The sequence below is a fragment of the Janthinobacterium sp. NFX145 genome (assembly GCF_049810325.1).
Classification (GTDB): Bacteria; Pseudomonadota; Gammaproteobacteria; order Burkholderiales; family Burkholderiaceae_D; genus Janthinobacterium; species Janthinobacterium rivuli.
Genome location: NZ_CP187360.1, coordinates 5,392,185 through 5,408,548 on the forward strand (window position 1 = coordinate 5,392,185; position 16,364 = coordinate 5,408,548).

The 16,364-nt window shown below is 60.8% G+C and carries 19 protein-coding genes; 5 read left to right on the forward strand and 14 right to left on the reverse strand.

Annotation, left to right across the window (positions count from 1 at the left end; all coding sequences use genetic code 11):
* The 3 genes from ACPJXG_RS24090 to ACPJXG_RS24100 form a co-directional block, all read right to left on the reverse strand.
* Nucleotides 1–708: a TIGR00266 family protein gene (locus tag ACPJXG_RS24090; RefSeq protein ID WP_425252556.1), complete on the reverse strand. Its 708-nt coding sequence runs from the start codon at nucleotides 706–708 to the stop codon at nucleotides 1–3.
* Between the two features lie 185 nt (nucleotides 709–893).
* Nucleotides 894–1,469, reverse strand: a complete 576-nt coding sequence (locus tag ACPJXG_RS24095) for a TerD family protein (RefSeq protein ID WP_092716984.1) — start codon at nucleotides 1,467–1,469, stop codon at nucleotides 894–896.
* Between the two features lie 130 nt (nucleotides 1,470–1,599).
* Nucleotides 1,600–2,679, reverse strand: a complete 1,080-nt coding sequence (locus tag ACPJXG_RS24100; RefSeq protein ID WP_425252557.1) for a DUF475 domain-containing protein — start codon at nucleotides 2,677–2,679, stop codon at nucleotides 1,600–1,602.
* A gap of 117 nt (nucleotides 2,680–2,796) precedes the next feature.
* Between ACPJXG_RS24100 and nhaR the strand changes: the two genes are divergently transcribed.
* The 4 genes from nhaR (at nucleotide 2,797) to ACPJXG_RS24120 (ending at nucleotide 7,371) form a co-directional block, all read left to right on the forward strand.
* Nucleotides 2,797–3,711 carry a transcriptional activator NhaR gene (gene nhaR, locus ACPJXG_RS24105; RefSeq protein ID WP_099379743.1) on the forward strand — a complete coding sequence of 305 codons (915 nt, stop codon included), beginning with the start codon at nucleotides 2,797–2,799 and terminating at the stop codon, nucleotides 3,709–3,711.
* Between the two features lie 124 nt (nucleotides 3,712–3,835).
* The gene (locus ACPJXG_RS24110; RefSeq protein WP_425252558.1) at nucleotides 3,836–5,179 is read left to right on the forward strand and encodes an MFS transporter; all 1,344 of its coding nucleotides are present in this window, start codon (nucleotides 3,836–3,838) and stop codon (nucleotides 5,177–5,179) included.
* 86 nt (nucleotides 5,180–5,265) lie between these two features.
* Entirely contained in the window at nucleotides 5,266–5,943 is a 678-nt protein-coding gene (locus ACPJXG_RS24115; RefSeq protein ID WP_425252559.1) for a suppressor of fused domain protein, read from the forward strand.
* A gap of 87 nt (nucleotides 5,944–6,030) precedes the next feature.
* On the forward strand, nucleotides 6,031–7,371 hold the full coding sequence (locus ACPJXG_RS24120; RefSeq protein WP_425252560.1) for a hemolysin family protein: 1,341 nt from the start codon (nucleotides 6,031–6,033) through the stop codon (nucleotides 7,369–7,371).
* Here ACPJXG_RS24120 and ACPJXG_RS24125 read toward each other — a convergent pair.
* From ACPJXG_RS24125 to ACPJXG_RS24150, 6 genes are read right to left on the reverse strand one after another with little or no spacing between them, the layout of a single operon-like run.
* The gene (locus tag ACPJXG_RS24125; protein WP_099403384.1) at nucleotides 7,368–8,447 is read right to left on the reverse strand and encodes an AI-2E family transporter; all 1,080 of its coding nucleotides are present in this window, start codon (nucleotides 8,445–8,447) and stop codon (nucleotides 7,368–7,370) included. The genes ACPJXG_RS24120 and ACPJXG_RS24125 overlap by 4 nt on opposite strands.
* 42 nt (nucleotides 8,448–8,489) lie before the next feature.
* Complete coding sequence (locus tag ACPJXG_RS24130; RefSeq protein ID WP_035824747.1) at nucleotides 8,490–9,083, reverse strand: SCO family protein; 594 nt, start codon at nucleotides 9,081–9,083, stop codon at nucleotides 8,490–8,492.
* Nucleotides 9,080–9,979: a heme o synthase gene (gene cyoE, locus ACPJXG_RS24135; protein ID WP_035824745.1), complete on the reverse strand. Its 900-nt coding sequence runs from the start codon at nucleotides 9,977–9,979 to the stop codon at nucleotides 9,080–9,082. Before cyoE ends, ACPJXG_RS24130 begins: the two co-directional genes overlap by 4 nt.
* Nucleotides 9,980–11,155, reverse strand: coding sequence for a COX15/CtaA family protein (locus ACPJXG_RS24140; RefSeq protein WP_425254789.1), 1,176 nt, complete (start codon nucleotides 11,153–11,155; stop codon nucleotides 9,980–9,982).
* A gap of 18 nt (nucleotides 11,156–11,173) precedes the next feature.
* The gene (locus ACPJXG_RS24145; RefSeq protein WP_425252561.1) at nucleotides 11,174–11,803 is read right to left on the reverse strand and encodes an SCO family protein; all 630 of its coding nucleotides are present in this window, start codon (nucleotides 11,801–11,803) and stop codon (nucleotides 11,174–11,176) included.
* Complete coding sequence (locus ACPJXG_RS24150) at nucleotides 11,784–12,491, reverse strand: SURF1 family protein (RefSeq protein WP_425252562.1); 708 nt, start codon at nucleotides 12,489–12,491, stop codon at nucleotides 11,784–11,786. The genes ACPJXG_RS24145 and ACPJXG_RS24150 overlap by 20 nt, the downstream gene beginning before the upstream one ends.
* 78 nt (nucleotides 12,492–12,569) lie before the next feature.
* On the opposite strand from ACPJXG_RS24150, the gene ACPJXG_RS24155 reads away from it, so the two are divergent.
* Nucleotides 12,570–12,770 (forward strand): twin transmembrane helix small protein, encoded by a 201-nt coding sequence (locus tag ACPJXG_RS24155; protein WP_034748996.1) that lies wholly within the window; start codon nucleotides 12,570–12,572, stop codon nucleotides 12,768–12,770.
* Nucleotides 12,771–12,892: 122 nt separating this feature from the next.
* Here ACPJXG_RS24155 and ACPJXG_RS24160 read toward each other — a convergent pair whose 3' ends face one another.
* The 5 genes from ACPJXG_RS24160 to ctaD are packed head-to-tail and all read right to left on the reverse strand — an operon-like array spanning nucleotide 12,893 to nucleotide 16,358.
* Nucleotides 12,893–13,753, reverse strand: coding sequence for a cytochrome c oxidase subunit 3 (locus tag ACPJXG_RS24160; protein WP_099403386.1), 861 nt, complete (start codon nucleotides 13,751–13,753; stop codon nucleotides 12,893–12,895).
* Between the two features lie 40 nt (nucleotides 13,754–13,793).
* A complete protein-coding gene (locus ACPJXG_RS24165; protein WP_034749002.1) occupies nucleotides 13,794–14,000 on the reverse strand; it encodes a DUF2970 domain-containing protein in 207 nt (68 codons plus the stop codon).
* A 9-nt stretch (nucleotides 14,001–14,009) separates the two neighbouring features.
* Complete coding sequence (locus tag ACPJXG_RS24170; RefSeq protein WP_099409817.1) at nucleotides 14,010–14,582, reverse strand: cytochrome c oxidase assembly protein; 573 nt, start codon at nucleotides 14,580–14,582, stop codon at nucleotides 14,010–14,012.
* Between the two features lies 1 nt (nucleotide 14,583).
* Nucleotides 14,584–14,700, reverse strand: coding sequence for a cytochrome oxidase small assembly protein (locus ACPJXG_RS24175; protein WP_216350353.1), 117 nt, complete (start codon nucleotides 14,698–14,700; stop codon nucleotides 14,584–14,586).
* Between the two features lie 53 nt (nucleotides 14,701–14,753).
* The gene (gene ctaD / locus ACPJXG_RS24180; RefSeq protein ID WP_034784874.1) at nucleotides 14,754–16,358 is read right to left on the reverse strand and encodes a cytochrome c oxidase subunit I; all 1,605 of its coding nucleotides are present in this window, start codon (nucleotides 16,356–16,358) and stop codon (nucleotides 14,754–14,756) included.
* Between the last annotated feature and the right edge of the window lie 6 nt (nucleotides 16,359–16,364).

A 16,364-nucleotide genomic window follows, 5' to 3' on the forward strand; every position in this document is an offset into this window, starting at 1 on the left:
TTACGCCGGCTTGCTTTGGGTCCAGGCGAGGAAGGCCGCGCGGTTGCGCGAGCACACGAGGATTTTCCCCGTGCCTGAAAACTTCAGTACCACGCCCTCGCCGCTGGTCTGGCTGTTGATCAGGTTCCCCAGAAAGCCGCCGCTGCTGCCGGTCGTCATGGAAATTTCGTATTGCAGGCGGTTGTCCCAGCACACGACGTGCGAGTTATCGATCACCACGTCCTTGCCAGGCGTCACTTCCAGTATCGACATCGCGCCAAAACCGGACACCGCCAACTGGCCGCTGCCTGCCGTCTCGGTAATGAAAAAGCCACCGCTCTGGGCAAACAGCGCATTGCCAAGGCTCTGCGTGCGCACCTTCAATTCCACGCCAGCACTGGCCGCCACGAAGGCGCCGTCGCTGATCATGTATTGCTGGGCACCAACCTCATTGCCCACATCCAGCACCCGCATCGCGCCGGGCAAGGTAGGCGACAGCAAACAATCGCCGTCGCCCCGCATGGCCTCGATATGCTGCTGAAAGAACGATTCCCCGTTGGCAAAGGTGCGCATCAGCGCAGCGCCTATGCCGCCCGTCATCTTGCCTTTCAGCTCAAGATTGGTTTCCATCATCACCATCGCATTGGATTCGCAATAAATCTTCTCGCCCTTGGCAAGCGACACATGCAGGAACGGGTCGACGTCCCCGGTAATACTAAAAACTGGCATCTGACGATTCCTTCCTCAACGATGATGATGGTGTCGGGCTAAACCGCCCTTACTACAGAATAACGGTGCCGCACAAAACCGTAGCGAGCGGATGTGATTTGTGGCCGAGAAGCGCAACCGTACTTTAGTACGGTGAGCATCGCCGGCCGCAAAGCGCACCGCGCAGTAGGTTTGGTGTGGCTACCTTACACGCCGACGCCGAACGATGCTGCGAGTGGGCCCAAGCCGCCCTTGTAGCCCTGGCCGATGGCCTTGAATTTCCAATCGCCGCCATTGCGGTAGATTTCACCGAAGACCATCGCCGTTTCGGCCGAACCGTCTTCCGACAGGTCGAAGCGGGCGATTTCCGTGTTGCCGTTGGCATTCACGCAGCGTACGTACGCCTTCGATACCATACCAAAGTTTTGCTTGCGCGCTTCGGCATCGTGTATCGTCACGCAGACGGCGATCTTGTCGATCTCGGCTGGCACCGTGGCCAGATCGACGATGACGGTTTCATCATCGCCATCGCCGGCGCCGGTGGTGTTGTCGCCCGAGTGGGTGACGGAACCGTCGCTCGATTTCAGGTTGTTGTAGAAAATCATGTCGAGGTCGGCGCGTACCTTGCCGTCGGCCTTCAGCAGGAACACGGAACCGTCGATGTCGAACGCGGCGCCATCGGTGGCGCGGGCATCCCAGCCCAGGCCGATGATCATCTTCGAAATGCCAGGAGCTTCCTTGCTCAGGTTGACGTTGCCGCCTTTTTGCAGACTGATTGCCATGATGTATTTCTCCTATGTGGGTTGTATATGACCAAACACCTGGCGTCCTCCACCGGCCTGACTCCCCAGGCCGGCGGCGACGCTTGCTACAACTTGCCGACAAACGGGTGTAGCGTTTGTCGCGCATTCTTTACACTGCCGTTGCCTTGCCCGCTTCCAGCACTTCCGTCTTGTCTTCTTCGAGGGCCATCCTGCGCTTGTAGCGGATCGACGACCACAGCGAGGCGAGAATGAAGGCCACGCCGATCAGACCCGTGAAGATCTCGGGAATGTGGAACTTCATGCTGACCAACATGATCACGGCCAGGATACCGATCGCATAGTGCGCGCCGTGCTCCAGATAAACGAACTCGTCGAGCGTACCCTTGCGCACCAGGAACACCGTCATCGACCGCACGAACATCGCGCCAATCGCCAGGCCCAGCATGATGATCACGACATCCTTGGTGATGGCAAACGCGCCGATCACGCCGTCAAAGCTGAACGAAGCATCGAGCACTTCCAGGTACAGGAAGCCGCCAATACCGCCGCGCTTGACGATGTCGCCCACGTTGCCGTCGCCGTTATCGCCTTCCAGCAAGCCACTGACCACATCGACGCCCACGTAGGTCAAGATACCCCACAGGCCGGCCGTCAGCACCACCAGTTTCTGGCCTTCTTCGATCATCGACAGACTGGCCATCAGCGTACCCAGCGCAATCATCACGGAAATCGACGAGATTTTGCCCAGTGCGCCCAGTTTTTCTTCAATACGGCCCAGCCAGTGCGTTTCTTTTTCCGAGTCCAGCAGGAAGTTCAGGAACACCAGCAGCAGGAAGATGCCGCCGAAGGCCGCCACTTCCGCATGGTGATTCGTCAGGTGCATCGAGTACTGCTCCGGATTGCTCAGTGCCAGATTCCACACTTCCATCAGTCCCAGGTCAGCCGCTTGCGCCACGATGACCAGCGGGAACACCAGGCGCATGCCGAAGACGGCGATGATGATGCCGACGCCCAGGAACAGGCCCTGCCAGAACTTGTCCCAGTTCTTCAGCACCGAGGCGTTGACCACCGCGTTGTCAAACGACAGCGAGACTTCCATCACGCCCAGGATCACCGCGATACCGAGCGCTGCCAGCATCGTCTGCACGCCACCGTGCGTGTAACCCCACCAGGCGGAAATGCCCAGGCAGATAAATGTCACTAGAAATGACACTCTGAAATGTTTCATCGATAGTTCCCCTTTATCCAAATTCAATGGAACGTAGTATAGGGACGTGTGACACATTTAAAAATAGAAGATAATGGAAGTATTACTTCGTAAAAACAGAAGATAGAGGATGCAGCGATGAAAACCACGGGTTTCAATTACCGCCATTTGTACTTCTTTTGGGTCGTCGCCAAGGAAGGCGGCGTGACGCGCGCGGCCGAACGGCTGGGACTGGCCGTGCAAACCATCAGCACCCAGCTGGCCCTGCTGGAAAAGGAACTGGGCAAGTCCCTGCTGCAGCCACAGGGACGGCGTCTGGTGCCGACGGAAGCGGGCCGGCTGGCGCTCGGCTACGCGGACCAGATTTTCTTGCTGGGCGAACAGATGCAGGAAGCGCTGGCCGACACGGACGCGGAAAAGATGCGCCTGACGGTGGGCATTTCCGATTCCTTGCCGAAACTGATGGCCTACCGCATGCTCGACGCCACGCGCAGCCTGGACAAGCCCGTCAAGCTCGTCTGCCTGGAAGACGAGTTCGAATCCCTGCTGGCCGACCTGGCCCTGCACAAGCTGGACCTGGTGCTGACAGACCGGGCCGTGCCAGCCGGCGCCAGCCTGCGCGTCTCCAGCCACCTGTGGGGCGAGAGCGCCATGAAGCTGTTCGGCATTCCCGCGCTGGCGGAACAATACCGCGAGAATTTCCCGCACAGCCTGCACGGCGCGCCGTTTCTGCTCCCCGCGCGCAACAATGCCTTGCGCGGGCGCATCGACGAATGGATGGTGCAGCAAGGCGTGCGGCCCGACGTGGTCGGTGAATTCGAGGACAACGCCATGCTCAACGCCTTCGGCCGCAAGGGCCTGGGCCTGTTCTTCGCCTCGGCCAGCCTGGCGGCCGACATCGAGGAACAATTCGGCGCCGTGCTGGTCGGTGACGCCTCTTCCCTGCGCGAGCAGTTTTACGTCATTTCCAACGAGCGCAAGATCATGCACCCGGCGCTCGACGTGATCCTGGCGGCCATCCAGGCTTCCCCGAAGATTCACAAGGAAATCTGATAAATCCATTCGAAAATAACGTTTGAATAATCAATCAAAAGCGATTGTAATGAAGCCTGAGACAAACACGCGCCTTTCCCTCGCTGGAAGGGCGCGATCACCATAAAAAAACAGGAGCGGCACCATGTCCACGGCAGGCAAGACGATCGATATTCCCGATCTCATCAATAACAACAAGATCGGCTCCTTCCAGATCGGCATGCTGATCCTGTGCGGGCTGTGCGTCATCATGGATGGCTTCGACGTGCAGGCCATGGGTTATGTGGCACCGGCCATCATCGCCGACTGGCATGTCAGCAAGGCCAACCTGGGCCCCGTGTTTGGCGCGGGCCTGCTGGGCATGCTGGTCGGCTCGCTCGTCTTCAGCATCACGGCCGACAAGTTCGGCCGCCGTCCCGTGCTGATCGGCTCGACCATCTTCTTTTCGCTGTGCATGCTGGTCACGCCGCTGGCAACGAATATCGAGCAATTGCAGCTGATCCGTTTCATCACGGGTCTGGGCCTCGGTGCCATAATGCCGAACGCCATGGCGCTGGCCGGCGAATACAGCCCCCTGCGCAAGAAAGTCACCCTGATGATGCTGGTCTCGTGCGGCTTTACCCTGGGCGCCGTGCTGGGCGGATTATTATCCGCCGCGCTGATTCCCGCCTTCGGCTGGCAATCCGTGTTTTACGTGGGCGGCGTGGTGCCGCTGGTGATCGGCGTGCTGATGTTCTTCCTGCTGCCGGAATCGATGCAGTTCCTGGTGCTCAAGAAGCGCAAGCTCGATAAAGTCGCCAAATGGCTGAAACGCATCGACCCGACGGTGACCATCACGGCCGACACGCAATACGTCGTGCATGAGAAGGAACACAAGGGTGCGCCCGTGCTGCAATTGTTTACGGGCGGCCGCGCCAAGATGACGATTTTGTTGTGGGTCATCAACTTCATGAACTTGCTGAACCTGTATTTCCTGTCGAACTGGCTGCCAACGATCGCCAGGGAAGCGGGCTTGTCGACGGCGAACGCCGTGCTGGCCGGCACGGCCCTGCAGGTAGGCGGCACCATCGGTACCCTCGTCATGGGCCAGCTGATCGACCGCTCCAGCTTCCGCCGCATCCTGCTGCCGTGCTTCCTCGTTGCCGCAGTCGCCATTGCCCTGATCGGCCGTCCGGACGTGTCGCTGGCCTTCCTCTTCATCACGATCTTCATCGCCGGTTTTTGCGTGGTGGGCGGCCAGCCAGCCGTCAACGCCCTGGCGGCCAGCTACTATCCGACCACCCTGCGCTCGACGGGCATCGGCTGGAGCCTGGGCATCGGGCGCATCGGCTCCATCATCGGCCCCGTGCTCGGTGGCGAGCTGATCCGCCTGAACTGGCCCAACAGCACGATTTTCCTCGTCGTCGCCATCCCCGCCATCGTCTCGGCCGTCATGGTCTTTGCCATGCGCGGCGGGCCACAAGCGGCCCCCGCCAAGGTGGCGGCCTGAGGCCGGCGCATCGGCCAGTCCAAGCGTACGCCGTCATAAAGTTGCATGTTTTATACTCAAATGCTCATCCATTTCAGTGTACCGACATGACCAATCTTGCCAATGACGGCGCCGCAAGCAGCCTTCTGGAAACAGCCTGGGCCCAGCGCGAAGAAACACTCTACAAAACCCTGTTCGGGGACCTGGGTCCGGGCATCTATCCGCTCAGCATGTCCCTGTTTGAAGATCTGTTCAACTGCACGCAAGTCGATCCGCGCTGGCTGCATATCGGCGTGTTCGAATGCCCGCCGACACCCGCGCGGCCGCATTGGGCCTACGTGTCGTCGGGCTTGTCCAATCCATGGGACGACGAACCGGATGAGGATGAGGAGTGGACGGGACTGGGCCGCGAACTGCTGCTGGAATGCCCGCAACAGTCGCCATGGGCGCTGGCGCTGGTGCGCAGGTTCGCCGCTTACCAGATGCTGCTGGCGGCTGGCCGCTTCGGCGACCAGGAACCGCTGGACGCCTGGGACCGCATGTCCGTTGGCGGCCCCATCGATGGCCAGCAGTCCGCGCTGAGCGCCATCATCATGGTGCCAAGCGAACATTACCCGAAAGAATACCAATTGGTCTCGGGAAAATTTGCTTTCCTGCAGATTATCGGCCTCAGCGCCGCCGAGCTGGCGCATGGCCGCGCGCACGACTTCGAGGACTTGTTGCAGACGCTGGGCGAACAGGGCGCCGCGCCGCTGGTGGACGCCACACGCCGCAGCATCGTGTAAAACCGCAGGGCCGATTTGCCGGAAATTAGCATACTGCGCCCTTCGTCGTTTAAGATGTCGTTTTACCAGCCCATCTTCTGCGCCCCCATGCACAATGTCTTGCTAGTCCTGCTCGCCCTCTTCCTGGTCGCGCTGAACGGTTTTTTTGTTGCCGCCGAGTTTGGCATCGTCACCTTGCGGCGCACACGCATCCGCGCCATCGCCAAGACACAAGGGCTGCGGGGCCGCATCCTGGCCAAGGTGCATGGCCAGCTGGACGCCTACCTGTCCGCCTGCCAGCTGGGCATCACTCTGGCGTCGCTGGGCCTGGGCTGGGTCGGCGAGCCGGCGTTTGCCGGCCTGCTGGAACCGCTGTTCGGCGCCATCGGCGTCACCTCACAAGAGCTGATCCATGGCGTCTCCTTCGTCGTCGCCTTCAGCGTGATTTCCTTCCTGCACATCGTCGTGGGTGAACTGGCGCCCAAATCGATGGCCATCCGCAACCCGGAAGCCGTCGGCCTGTGGAGCGCGATTCCCCTGTACGGCTTTTACTGGGCCATGTACCCGGCCATCTACCTGCTCAACGCCAGCGCCAACTGGGTGCTGCGCATGGCGGGCCTGTCCGGCAAGGGCGGCCACGATGTCCATTATTCGTCCGAAGAACTGAAACTGATCCTGCGCACCAGCCAGCCGGGCGAAAAGTTTACGCGCGACGAGCGCAACATCCTGGCGCAGTCGCTTGATTTCGAGCAGATGACGGTGTCGGACCTGATGCGCCCGATCAATGAAGTGATCGCCCTGCACGCCTCGAACACGCTGGAAGAAAATCTCGACACGGTGCTGCGCAACCGCTTCAGCCGCTATCCGTATTTCGACATGAATGAAGACGATGTGCTGGGCGTGGTGCACTTGAAAGACCTGTTCTTTGCCCAGCAGGCGGGCAAACCGATCGCCTCGCTCACGCCGTTTTTGCGTCCCGTCGACATCATTTCCGCGCGTACGCCGGCATTGGAACTGTTCCGCCGCTTCCGTGACGGCGCGCCGCACTTCGCGCTGATCGGCGAAAAGGGCAAGCGCCCGCTGGGGTTCATTACCCTGGATAACTTGCTTGGCGCCATGGTCGGTGAAATCCGCGACGAATTCCGCCGCAATGAAAACGACTGGCTCAAGCAAAGCGACGGCACCCTGATCGGCAAGGCCAGCCTGCCCATCTTCTCGCTCGAACGCATCCTCGGCATCGATATCGAAAACGAGGAACTGGGCCTGGATGACGTGGAATCGGTGGGCGGCTTGATCATGGTCAAGCTCGGTGACATTCCGAAGCAGGGCCAGCGCATCACCTTTGTCGACTTCGACATCGTCGTCAAGAAGATGAACGGGCCCCGCATCGTGCTGATCAAGGTGATCCCGAAACAGGAACGCGACCTCGATGCGGACTTACGCGATTAATCTTTTTTCAAGGTAATCGTATCTTTTCCCTGTGGCACGGTGGTCTCTCCCACCGTCCACGTTTGCAGCAAGCTGTACAGCACCGCCAGCAGGGTCGGACCGATAAAGATGCCGACGAAGCCGAAGGCCAGCACACCGCCCAGCACGCCGAGCAGCACCAGCAAAAAAGGCAGGCTGCTGCCGCGGCTGATCAGCATGGGTTTCACCACGTTATCCACGCCGCTGATCAGCAGCGCGCCCCACACCAGCATGAAAATGCCCCAGCCCGTCTGGCCGTCGGTAAACAGCCAGATGGCGGCGCCGCCCCAGATCAAGGGCGGCCCGACAGGAATCAGCGAAAAGATGAAGGTGGCCACGCCCAAGAGCGCCACGGCCGGCACGCCGGCAATCAGAAAACCCACCACGGCCACCAGCGCCTGCGCCAGCGCCGTGCCCAGCAAGCCGTACATGACGCCGCGCACGGTGCGGCTGATGGTCAGGCCCACGCCAGGCGCACTGTCGCCGATGATGCGGCCGGCGCCCGTCATCAGGGCGCGGCTCAGTTGCTGGCCATCGCGGTAGAGGAAGAAGCTAACGAACACGGCCAGGCTGGTCTGCGCCAGGCCCGTGCCCAGCAGGATGCCGCCCGAGGCGAGGAAGTGGCGCGCCGGTTCCAGCATGGTCTTGCCTAAATTGAGTAATTCCTCGCGGTCGGCGAGCAGGCGTTCCACATAGCCGGCGATGGTTTCGCCCACCACGGGAATGCTGGCCAGCCAGGCCGGCGGATGCAGGCCGCCCGATTCCAGCGCCGCGCGCAACTGTTCATAGATGCGCGACACATTGTCGGCCAGGTTGTAGGTGACGAGCGCCAGTGGCAGCACGATGACGAGCAGCAGCGACAGGGTCATGATGGCGGCCGCCCAGTTGCGCCGGCCTTTCAGGCGGTCCAGCAGGAGGATGTACAAAGGCCAGCTGGAAATGCCCACGCAGGCGGCAAACAGCATGGCGGCGAGGAAGGGCCGCAAGACGAAAAAGCAGCCGATCAACAGAAAGATGATGGCTGCCAGGCGGGCGTGCGGCTCGAAACGTTTGTCCATGTACTGCATATCCTGAAGATGGCGCCCTGAGGCGCGACCGGGTCAGGATAGCAGAAGTTTAAGATCGTGCGCGATGGCGGCAGGCTTTTCGCCGTGGCGCACGAACAGGCGGATCTTGCCTTCGCGGTCAAAGACATAAGTGCCGGCCGTGTGGTCGACCGTGTAGCTGCTGTCCGTCTCGCCCTCGACCTTGGCGTAATACACCTTGAATTCCTTGGCCACCTTGGCTGTCGCGGCCGCGTCGCCATACAGGCCGACGAAACGCTTGTCGAAGGCCGGCACATACTGCGCCAGCAATTGCTGCGTGTCGCGCTCGGGGTCGACGGTGACGAACAGCACTTGCACCTGCTCCGCCTGCGGACCCATTTCCTGCATCACCTGGGCCATGTCGGCCATGGTGGTGGGACACACGTCCGGGCATTGCGTGTAGCCGAAGAACACCAGCACCAGCTTGCCCTTGTAGTCGGCCAGGGTGCGCGGATGGCCCGTGTGGTCCGTCAGCGCGAACTCGCGCGCGTAGCCGAGGCCCGTCACGTCCGTGTTCTTGAAGGCCAGCTTCGGTGCGGCAGGCTTGCCGCAGCCGGCCAGGACGGCGACCAGCGCGGCCGCCAACAACAGAGTCAGGGTTTTTTTCATGTGCCGAGAGGAATGTAATGGTCGACCAGCAAAGCCGCGAACAGCAATGCCAGGTAGATGATGGAAAACGTAAAGGCTTTGCGCGCGATCAGGTCCGTGTAGTGGCGGTACATCTTCCACGCGTAATACAGGAAGCCGGCGTTGAGCACCACGGCCGACGCCAGGTAGATCAGGCCGCTCATGCGCACGGCGTACGGCAGCAAGGTGGTGGCGGCCAGCGCGATCGAGTACAGCCAGACGTGAAATTGCGTGAATTGCATGCCGTGCGTGACGGGCAGCATGGGCAAGCCCGAGCGCGCGTAATCATCGCGGCGGTACATGGCCAGGGCCCAGAAATGCGGCGGCGTCCAGACAAAAATGATCAGCACCAGCAGCCACGCCTGCATCGGCACGTCGTTGGCGACGGCAGCCCAGCCCAGCGCGGGCGGCATGGCGCCGGACAGGCCGCCGATGACGATGTTTTGCGGCGTAGCGGGTTTGAGCACCATGGTGTAGATCAGGGCATAGCCGACAAAGGTGACAAAGGTCAGCCACATGGTCAGCGGATTGACGAGGTGATACAGAATCGCCATGCCCAGGCCGCCGATCACCAGCGCGAACACCACCGTCTGCTTGACGGTGATGTCGCCCATGGCCATCGGGCGGCGCGCCGTGCGGGCCATGCGTGCATCGATCTCGCGCTCGGCCAGGCAATTGACGGCAAACGCGGCGCCGGCCAGCAGCCAGATGCCGATGGTGCCGAACACCACCGCGTGCCAGTCAGGCAACTCCTCACTGGCCAGGAACATGCCGATGACGGCGCAAAACACGGCCAGTTGCGTCACGCGGGGCTTGGTCAGCGCCCAATACTGGGCGATGCGGGGGGATGGTTTACGGCTGATGGTCTGAGTAGTCATTTATGCGGTACGGGAAGAACTGGCTTGTGCCGAGGGCACTGGCGCGGAGGCGCAAGCGCGCTTAACATTGCGCGCTACATCGAGTTGGAATTTAGCCTTGTAGTTTAACATGGTCAGCAATAACACGAGCAGCGCCGCCCCGCCGTTATGCATGACGGCAATCGACAAGGGCCAGCTCAGGTAAATCGTCGCCAGGCCCGTGGCCACCTGCAAGGCCAGCACCAGCGCCACCCAGCGGGCCGTGCTGCGCAAGGACGGCAGCTTCCATGCGCGAAACACGGTATAGGCGATGCCGGCCACCACGATGAAGGCGAAATTGCGGTGCACCCAGTGGATGGCCGTCAGCGCGGAAAACGGCAGGTAATGGCCGGCGGCCGTCTTGCCCAGCTCGCGCCACAGATGGAAACCATGCTCGAAATCCATCTCCGGAATCACCTTGCCGCCGCACAGGGGGAAATCCGTGCAAGCCAGGGTGGCGTAGTTGGTACTCACCCAGCCGCCCAGCGCGATCTGCACGGTCAACAGCACGAGCGAAAAGATGGCCAGCGCGCGCACGGGGCGCAGCACGGACTCTTCCGCATCGGCGCGCAGCACGGGTTTGACGGCATGGTCCTGGCGCCCGCCCAGCCACGTCAGCATGGCCAGCAAGCCCATGCCCAGCAACAAGTGGATGGTGACGATCACCGGCTGCAGTTTCAGGGTGACCGTCCAGGCGCCGAACGCACCCTGCAGACAGACGAACAGAAACAGCGCCGTCGGCAGCGCCGGGGCGAATTCCTCGCGTTTGCTTTTCCTCCACTGGCGCCACGCCTGCACCATCATCGCCACGATCAAGACGCCGATGGCCATGGCCAGGTAGCGGTGCGTCATTTCGATCCATGCTTTCACTACCGTCACGGGGCCCGTCGGCATCAGGGTTTCCGCCGCGACGATGTGCTCGTGCGCGAGGAAAGGATTGGCCGAGCCATAGCAGCCGGGCCAGTCCGGGCAACCGAGGCCGGAATCGGACAGGCGCGTAAAGCCACCAAACATGATCAGGTCGACCGTCAAAAAGACGGCGATCCACACGAGCTTGCGGTATTTATTGGCGTCCGCGGACACCCAGACCATGGTCAGCGGCAGCAGCGCCACCAGCAGACCCGTCAAGCCCAGCTGGGCCAGCGCGGAGAGATGCATCGTCGGCATGCAGACTCCTCAACCGATCGCCGAAGCTTTGAGCAGCTTGGCGATGTCTTTCTTGATCTTGTTCGGGTCCGCGTCTTTCGGGAAGCGCATCATCAGATTGCCCAGCGGATCGATCAGGTAGAAATGGTCGCTGGTCTTGCCGCCCGGCTCCACGGGCAGCCACGCTTTCAAGGCGTCGCTATTGACGCGCAGCATGCTGGTGCCATCGAATTCGCGCATCACCAGGGTGTCGAGCGGCTGGGCATCCGTCACCAGCCAGACTCTTTCCAGGCGTTCGCGCTCCTTGCCCTGCATGAGACGCAGTTGTTGCATGTCAAACAATTGCTTCTTGCATGCTTCCTGGCAATCGGATGGCCCTGTCTGCAGCAGCACCCACTTGCCCTTGAATTGCGCCAGCGGCGACGCCTTGCCATCGAGTTCCGTCACGTGCAATTGTTCTTCGGGTATCGGATGCAAACGCGGGTCGATCAGGGCGCCGTAATTGTTGCGGCCAGTGGGCTTGATGATGTAATACGTGAAATACGAGGCGATGATGGGAAACGCGCACACGGCCACGACGGCCAGCAGTTTCCAGCGTCCCGTATTTTGTGCCTGTTTATTGCTGCTGTCTTGCGTTGCGTCAGGGTTGTTTGTTTGCACGTCGAAATCCTGTAAAGACAAAAAATAGAAAAGCCATCAGTGCCAGTGCGTACCACTGGAATGCATAGCCGCGGTGCTTGTCGGCGCCCAAGTCCGGCGCCGGCCAGTCGCGCACGGGAAGCTGGCCGGACGCTGGCGCCGTTGCTGTCGAATCAACTGTTTGTTCGAGAATGAATGGTTGCAAGGCCAGGCCACTGGCCTGTGCCAGCTGGGCAATGTCAGCATTTTGCACGATGGCGTGCGGCGCCAGGGCCGGTGCCGTGCCCAGTTCCATCACATGACCCGCGTTCAGGCGCGCGATGCCGCTAATGGTGAGGGTGCCGGCCTGTGTCGGGTAATCGGGAATGTGAGTGCGCTCGGCATTGTTGCGCGGCAGCCAGCCCTGCGCCACCAGCACGTGCATGGCCGAACCGTCGATCTGGAATGGCGTGAGCACGTGAAAGCCGGCCTGGCCCTTGTAAGGGCGGTTGTCCAGGTACACCGTCCAGGCGGGCACAAAGCGGCCCGTCACGGTGACGCGGCGGTACTCGATCGCTTGCGCATCGCTCGGCAGCATGGGCGCGGCCGTCAATGCTAGCGGAGCGGCCAGGTTGCCCGCTTCCAGCCGGGCGGCGCGGGCGACTTTCTCGTCGCCACGGCGCTGCTGCCATTGCGCCAGCGACACGCCCAGCGCCACCAGTAGCAGCATTACAACAAATGGAATCCATCTAAAATGGAAGCGGATACGCATTACAATGAAACCTCCTCAAGCCTGGCGCTACCATCCATGAAAATCCTCGTTGCCATTGCCTTCATCCTGATCCTGGGCAGCCTGGGCTCGGCCCTGTTCTTCCTCATGCGCGACAAGGGCAAGAGCAACCGCACCGTGCAGGCGCTGGCCCTGCGCGTGGGCTTGTCGATCACCCTGTTTTTGCTGATCCTGCTGGCGCACAAGCTCGGCTATATCCAGCCGACGGGAATTCATTAAGACCCGACATTGCCTGATTGGCAAATTCTTCACACTAAGAAAAAAGCCGTACCCAGGATCTCCCGGTACGGCTTTTTTTATGGTGCCGGCGCGCCTTCAACCGCGCGCGCCCTGCCCCGCCATTATAACCAATACACGACCACGTACAGGCCCAGCCAGACGACGTCGACAAAGTGCCAGTACCAGGCGGCGCCTTCGAAGCCGAAGTGGTGCTCCGGCGTAAAGTGGCCTTTCAGCACGCGGTACAGGATGACGGACAGCATGATGGCGCCCAGGGTCACGTGGAAGCCGTGGAAGCCCGTCAGCATGAAGAAGGTGGCGCCGTAAATACCCGACGTCAATTTCAAATTCAGTTCGCTGTAGGCGTGCATGTATTCGTAGACCTGGAAGCCCATGAAGATGGCGCCCAGCAAGATCGTGGCGAACAGGAACAGGGCCGTCATGCCGCGGTGGCCGGCGCGCAGCGCGTGGTGCGAGATGGTCAGGGTGACGCCCGACAGCAGCAGCAAGGCCGTATTGATGGTCGGAATCCAGAACGGCGTCATGGTGGTGAATTCCTGCACCGTGCCGGCGGGACCCGTATTGCCCCAGTGGGCGGCGAAATCGGGCCAGATCACCTTGTGGTCGAGGTCAGCCAGCCATGGCATCGAGATGCTGCGCGCATAGAACAGGGCGCCGAAGAAGGCGGCGAAGAACATGACTTCCGAAAAGATGAACCAGCTCATGCTCCAGCGGAAGGAGTGGTCGATGCGCTCGCTGTACAGGCCCTGCTCCGATTCGCTGATGGCGTCGCCGAACCAGAAATACAGCACCAGCAGGATGCCGGCCAGGCCGATGTAGTTCAGGTACGGGCCCCAGGAGACGTCGTTGACCCAGGCCGAAGCGCCGATCATGGTCAGCAGCAGGCTGGCGCCGCCCAGCATGGGCCAGCGCGACGGGCCGGGCACAAAATAATAAGGTACGGCGGCGTGGTTGGAACTCATCATCATCTCCTCAAAAACTTGTAGGGTGGTTTTTTATAATTTATAAAACGACGAATTTAACAATTGAAATCAGGATGCCGATCAGGCAAGCCACCACCAGGAAGCCGGCGATGACGATGTGCACGGGATTGAGCTTGGCCGAATCCGTGTCGAAATCGCTCTTGCGGCGCAAGCCCGTGAACGACCACACGACGGCCCGCAGCGAATACAGGAACGACGCTTTTTCAGGCTGCTTGGATTCGCCCATGCCACTCTCCTATTGGACGGCCGGCGTCTGAGCCTGGCTCAGACCGGCGATCTCGAAAAACGTGTACGACAGGGTGATGGTTTTCACCTCTTTCGGCAGGGCCGGATCGAGAAAAAACACCACCGGCATCTGCCGCGCTTCCTTCGGTTTCAAGGTCTGCTGCTTGAAGCAGAAGCACTCGACCTTCTTGAAATGCGGCGTGGCGCTCTGCGGCGCGTAGCTGGGAATGGCTTGCGCATTGACGACGCGGTTTTGCGTGTTGACCACTTCATACATGACGGTCACCAGTTCGCCCGGATGCACCTGCATGCTCGAGACGGTCGGGCGGAAGCGCCATGGTCCCTGCGCATTGCCGTCGAACTCGACGGTGATGCTGCGCGTCGTGTCGACCTGCGTATTGTTGTCGTAGGCCACCGTGCCATCTTTTTGCGTCAGCACGTTAATGCCCATCACTTCGCAAATCTGCTTGTAGACGGGAATCAGGGCATAGCCGAAGCCGAACATCAGCACGGCAATGACGAGCAGCTTGCCCAGCATCTTGCGGTTCAGGCCGCGTGTTTCCTGTTGGTGGGGCGTCGTCACGTCAGAGCCACATGCGCTTGACGAACACGGACAGGAAGAAGAAGGCCGCCAGGGCCCCCAGTATCAGCCCGGTACGCAGGTTGTTCGGTTTTTTACGCTCAGTTTTCACTTCGGTCATGACAGGCACTTTATTCAAGACGGGCCGCGCAACACGCCGGCCCGGGATACCCATTATTTCACTGTCGGCGGCGTTTCAAACGTGTGGAAAGGCGCCGGGCTCGGCACGGTCCATTCCAGGCCTTCCGCGCCTTCCCATGGTTTCGCTGGCGCAGCCTTGCCGCCGCGGATGGTCGGCAAGACCACGAAGAACAGGAAGTACACCTGCATCAGGCCAAAGCCGAAGCCGCCGATCGATGCAATCATGTTGAAGTCCGTGAACTGCGCCGGATAGTCGGCGTAGCGGCGCGGCATGCCGGCCAGGCCCAGGAAGTGCATCGGGAAGAAGGTCACGTTGAACGTGATCAGCGACAGCCAGAAGTGGATCTTGCCGCGCGTCTCGTTGTACATGTGGCCCGTCCATTTCGGCGACCAGTAGTAGAAGCCGGCGAACAGGGCGAACAGCGAACCGGCCACCAGCACGTAGTGGAAATGCGCCACCACATAATAGGTATCCTGCAGCTGGATGTCGATCGGCGTGACGGCCAGGATCAGGCCCGTGAAGCCGCCCATGGTAAAGACAAAAATGAAGCCGACCGAGAACAGCATCGGCGTCTCGAACGTCATGGAACCCTTCCACATCGTGGCGATCCAGTTGAACACTTTCACGCCCGTCGGCACGGCGATCAGCATGGTCGCGTACATGAAGAACAGCTGGCTGGTCACCGGCATGCCGGTGGTAAACATGTGGTGCGCCCAGACGATGAAGGACAGAATCGCGATGGAAGCCGTGGCGTAGACCATCGAGGCGTAGCCGAACAGCGGTTTGCGGGCAAACGCGGGCAGGATCTGCGAGACGATGCCGAAAGCCGGCAGAATCATGATGTAGACCTCGGGATGGCCGAAGAACCAGAAGATGTGCTGGTACATGACGGGGTCGCCGCCGCCTGCCGCGTTAAAGAAGGAGGTGCCGAAATGGCGGTCCGTCAGGGTCATGGTGATGGCGCCGGCCAGCACGGGCATGACGGCGATCAGCAGATACGCGGTAATGAGCCAGGTCCAGCAGAACATCGGCATTTTCATCAGGGTCATGCCCGGTGCGCGCATGTTCAGGATGGTGACGATGATGTTGATCGAGCCCATGATGGACGAGGCGCCCATCAGGTGCATGGCGAAAATCGCCATGTCCATGCCAGGGCCCATCTGCGTCGACAGCGGCGCATACAGGGTCCAGCCGGCAGCCGTGGCGCCGCCCGGCACGAGGAAGGACGTGGCCAGCAAGATCGCGGCCGGTGGCAGCAGCCAGAACGAGAAGTTGTTCATGCGGGCAAAGGCCATGTCGGACGCGCCCACTTGCAGCGGAATCATCCAGTTGGCGTAGCCGACGAAGGCCGGCATGATGGCGCCAAACACCATCACCAGGCCGTGCATGGTGGTCAGTTGATTGAAAAATTCCGGGTGAAAGAATTGCAAGCCTGGGTGAAACAGTTCCGTACGGATCATCAGGGCCAGCACGCCGCCCGACAGCAGCATGATGAACGAGAACCACAGGTACAAGGTACCGATATCCTTGTGGTTGGTGGCAAACAGCCAGCGGCGGTAGCCAGTCGGGTGGTCGTGGGCATGGTCGTGATCGTGACCGGCGTGATCCAAGGTGCTAGTGCTCGTGCTAGTACTCATATACGG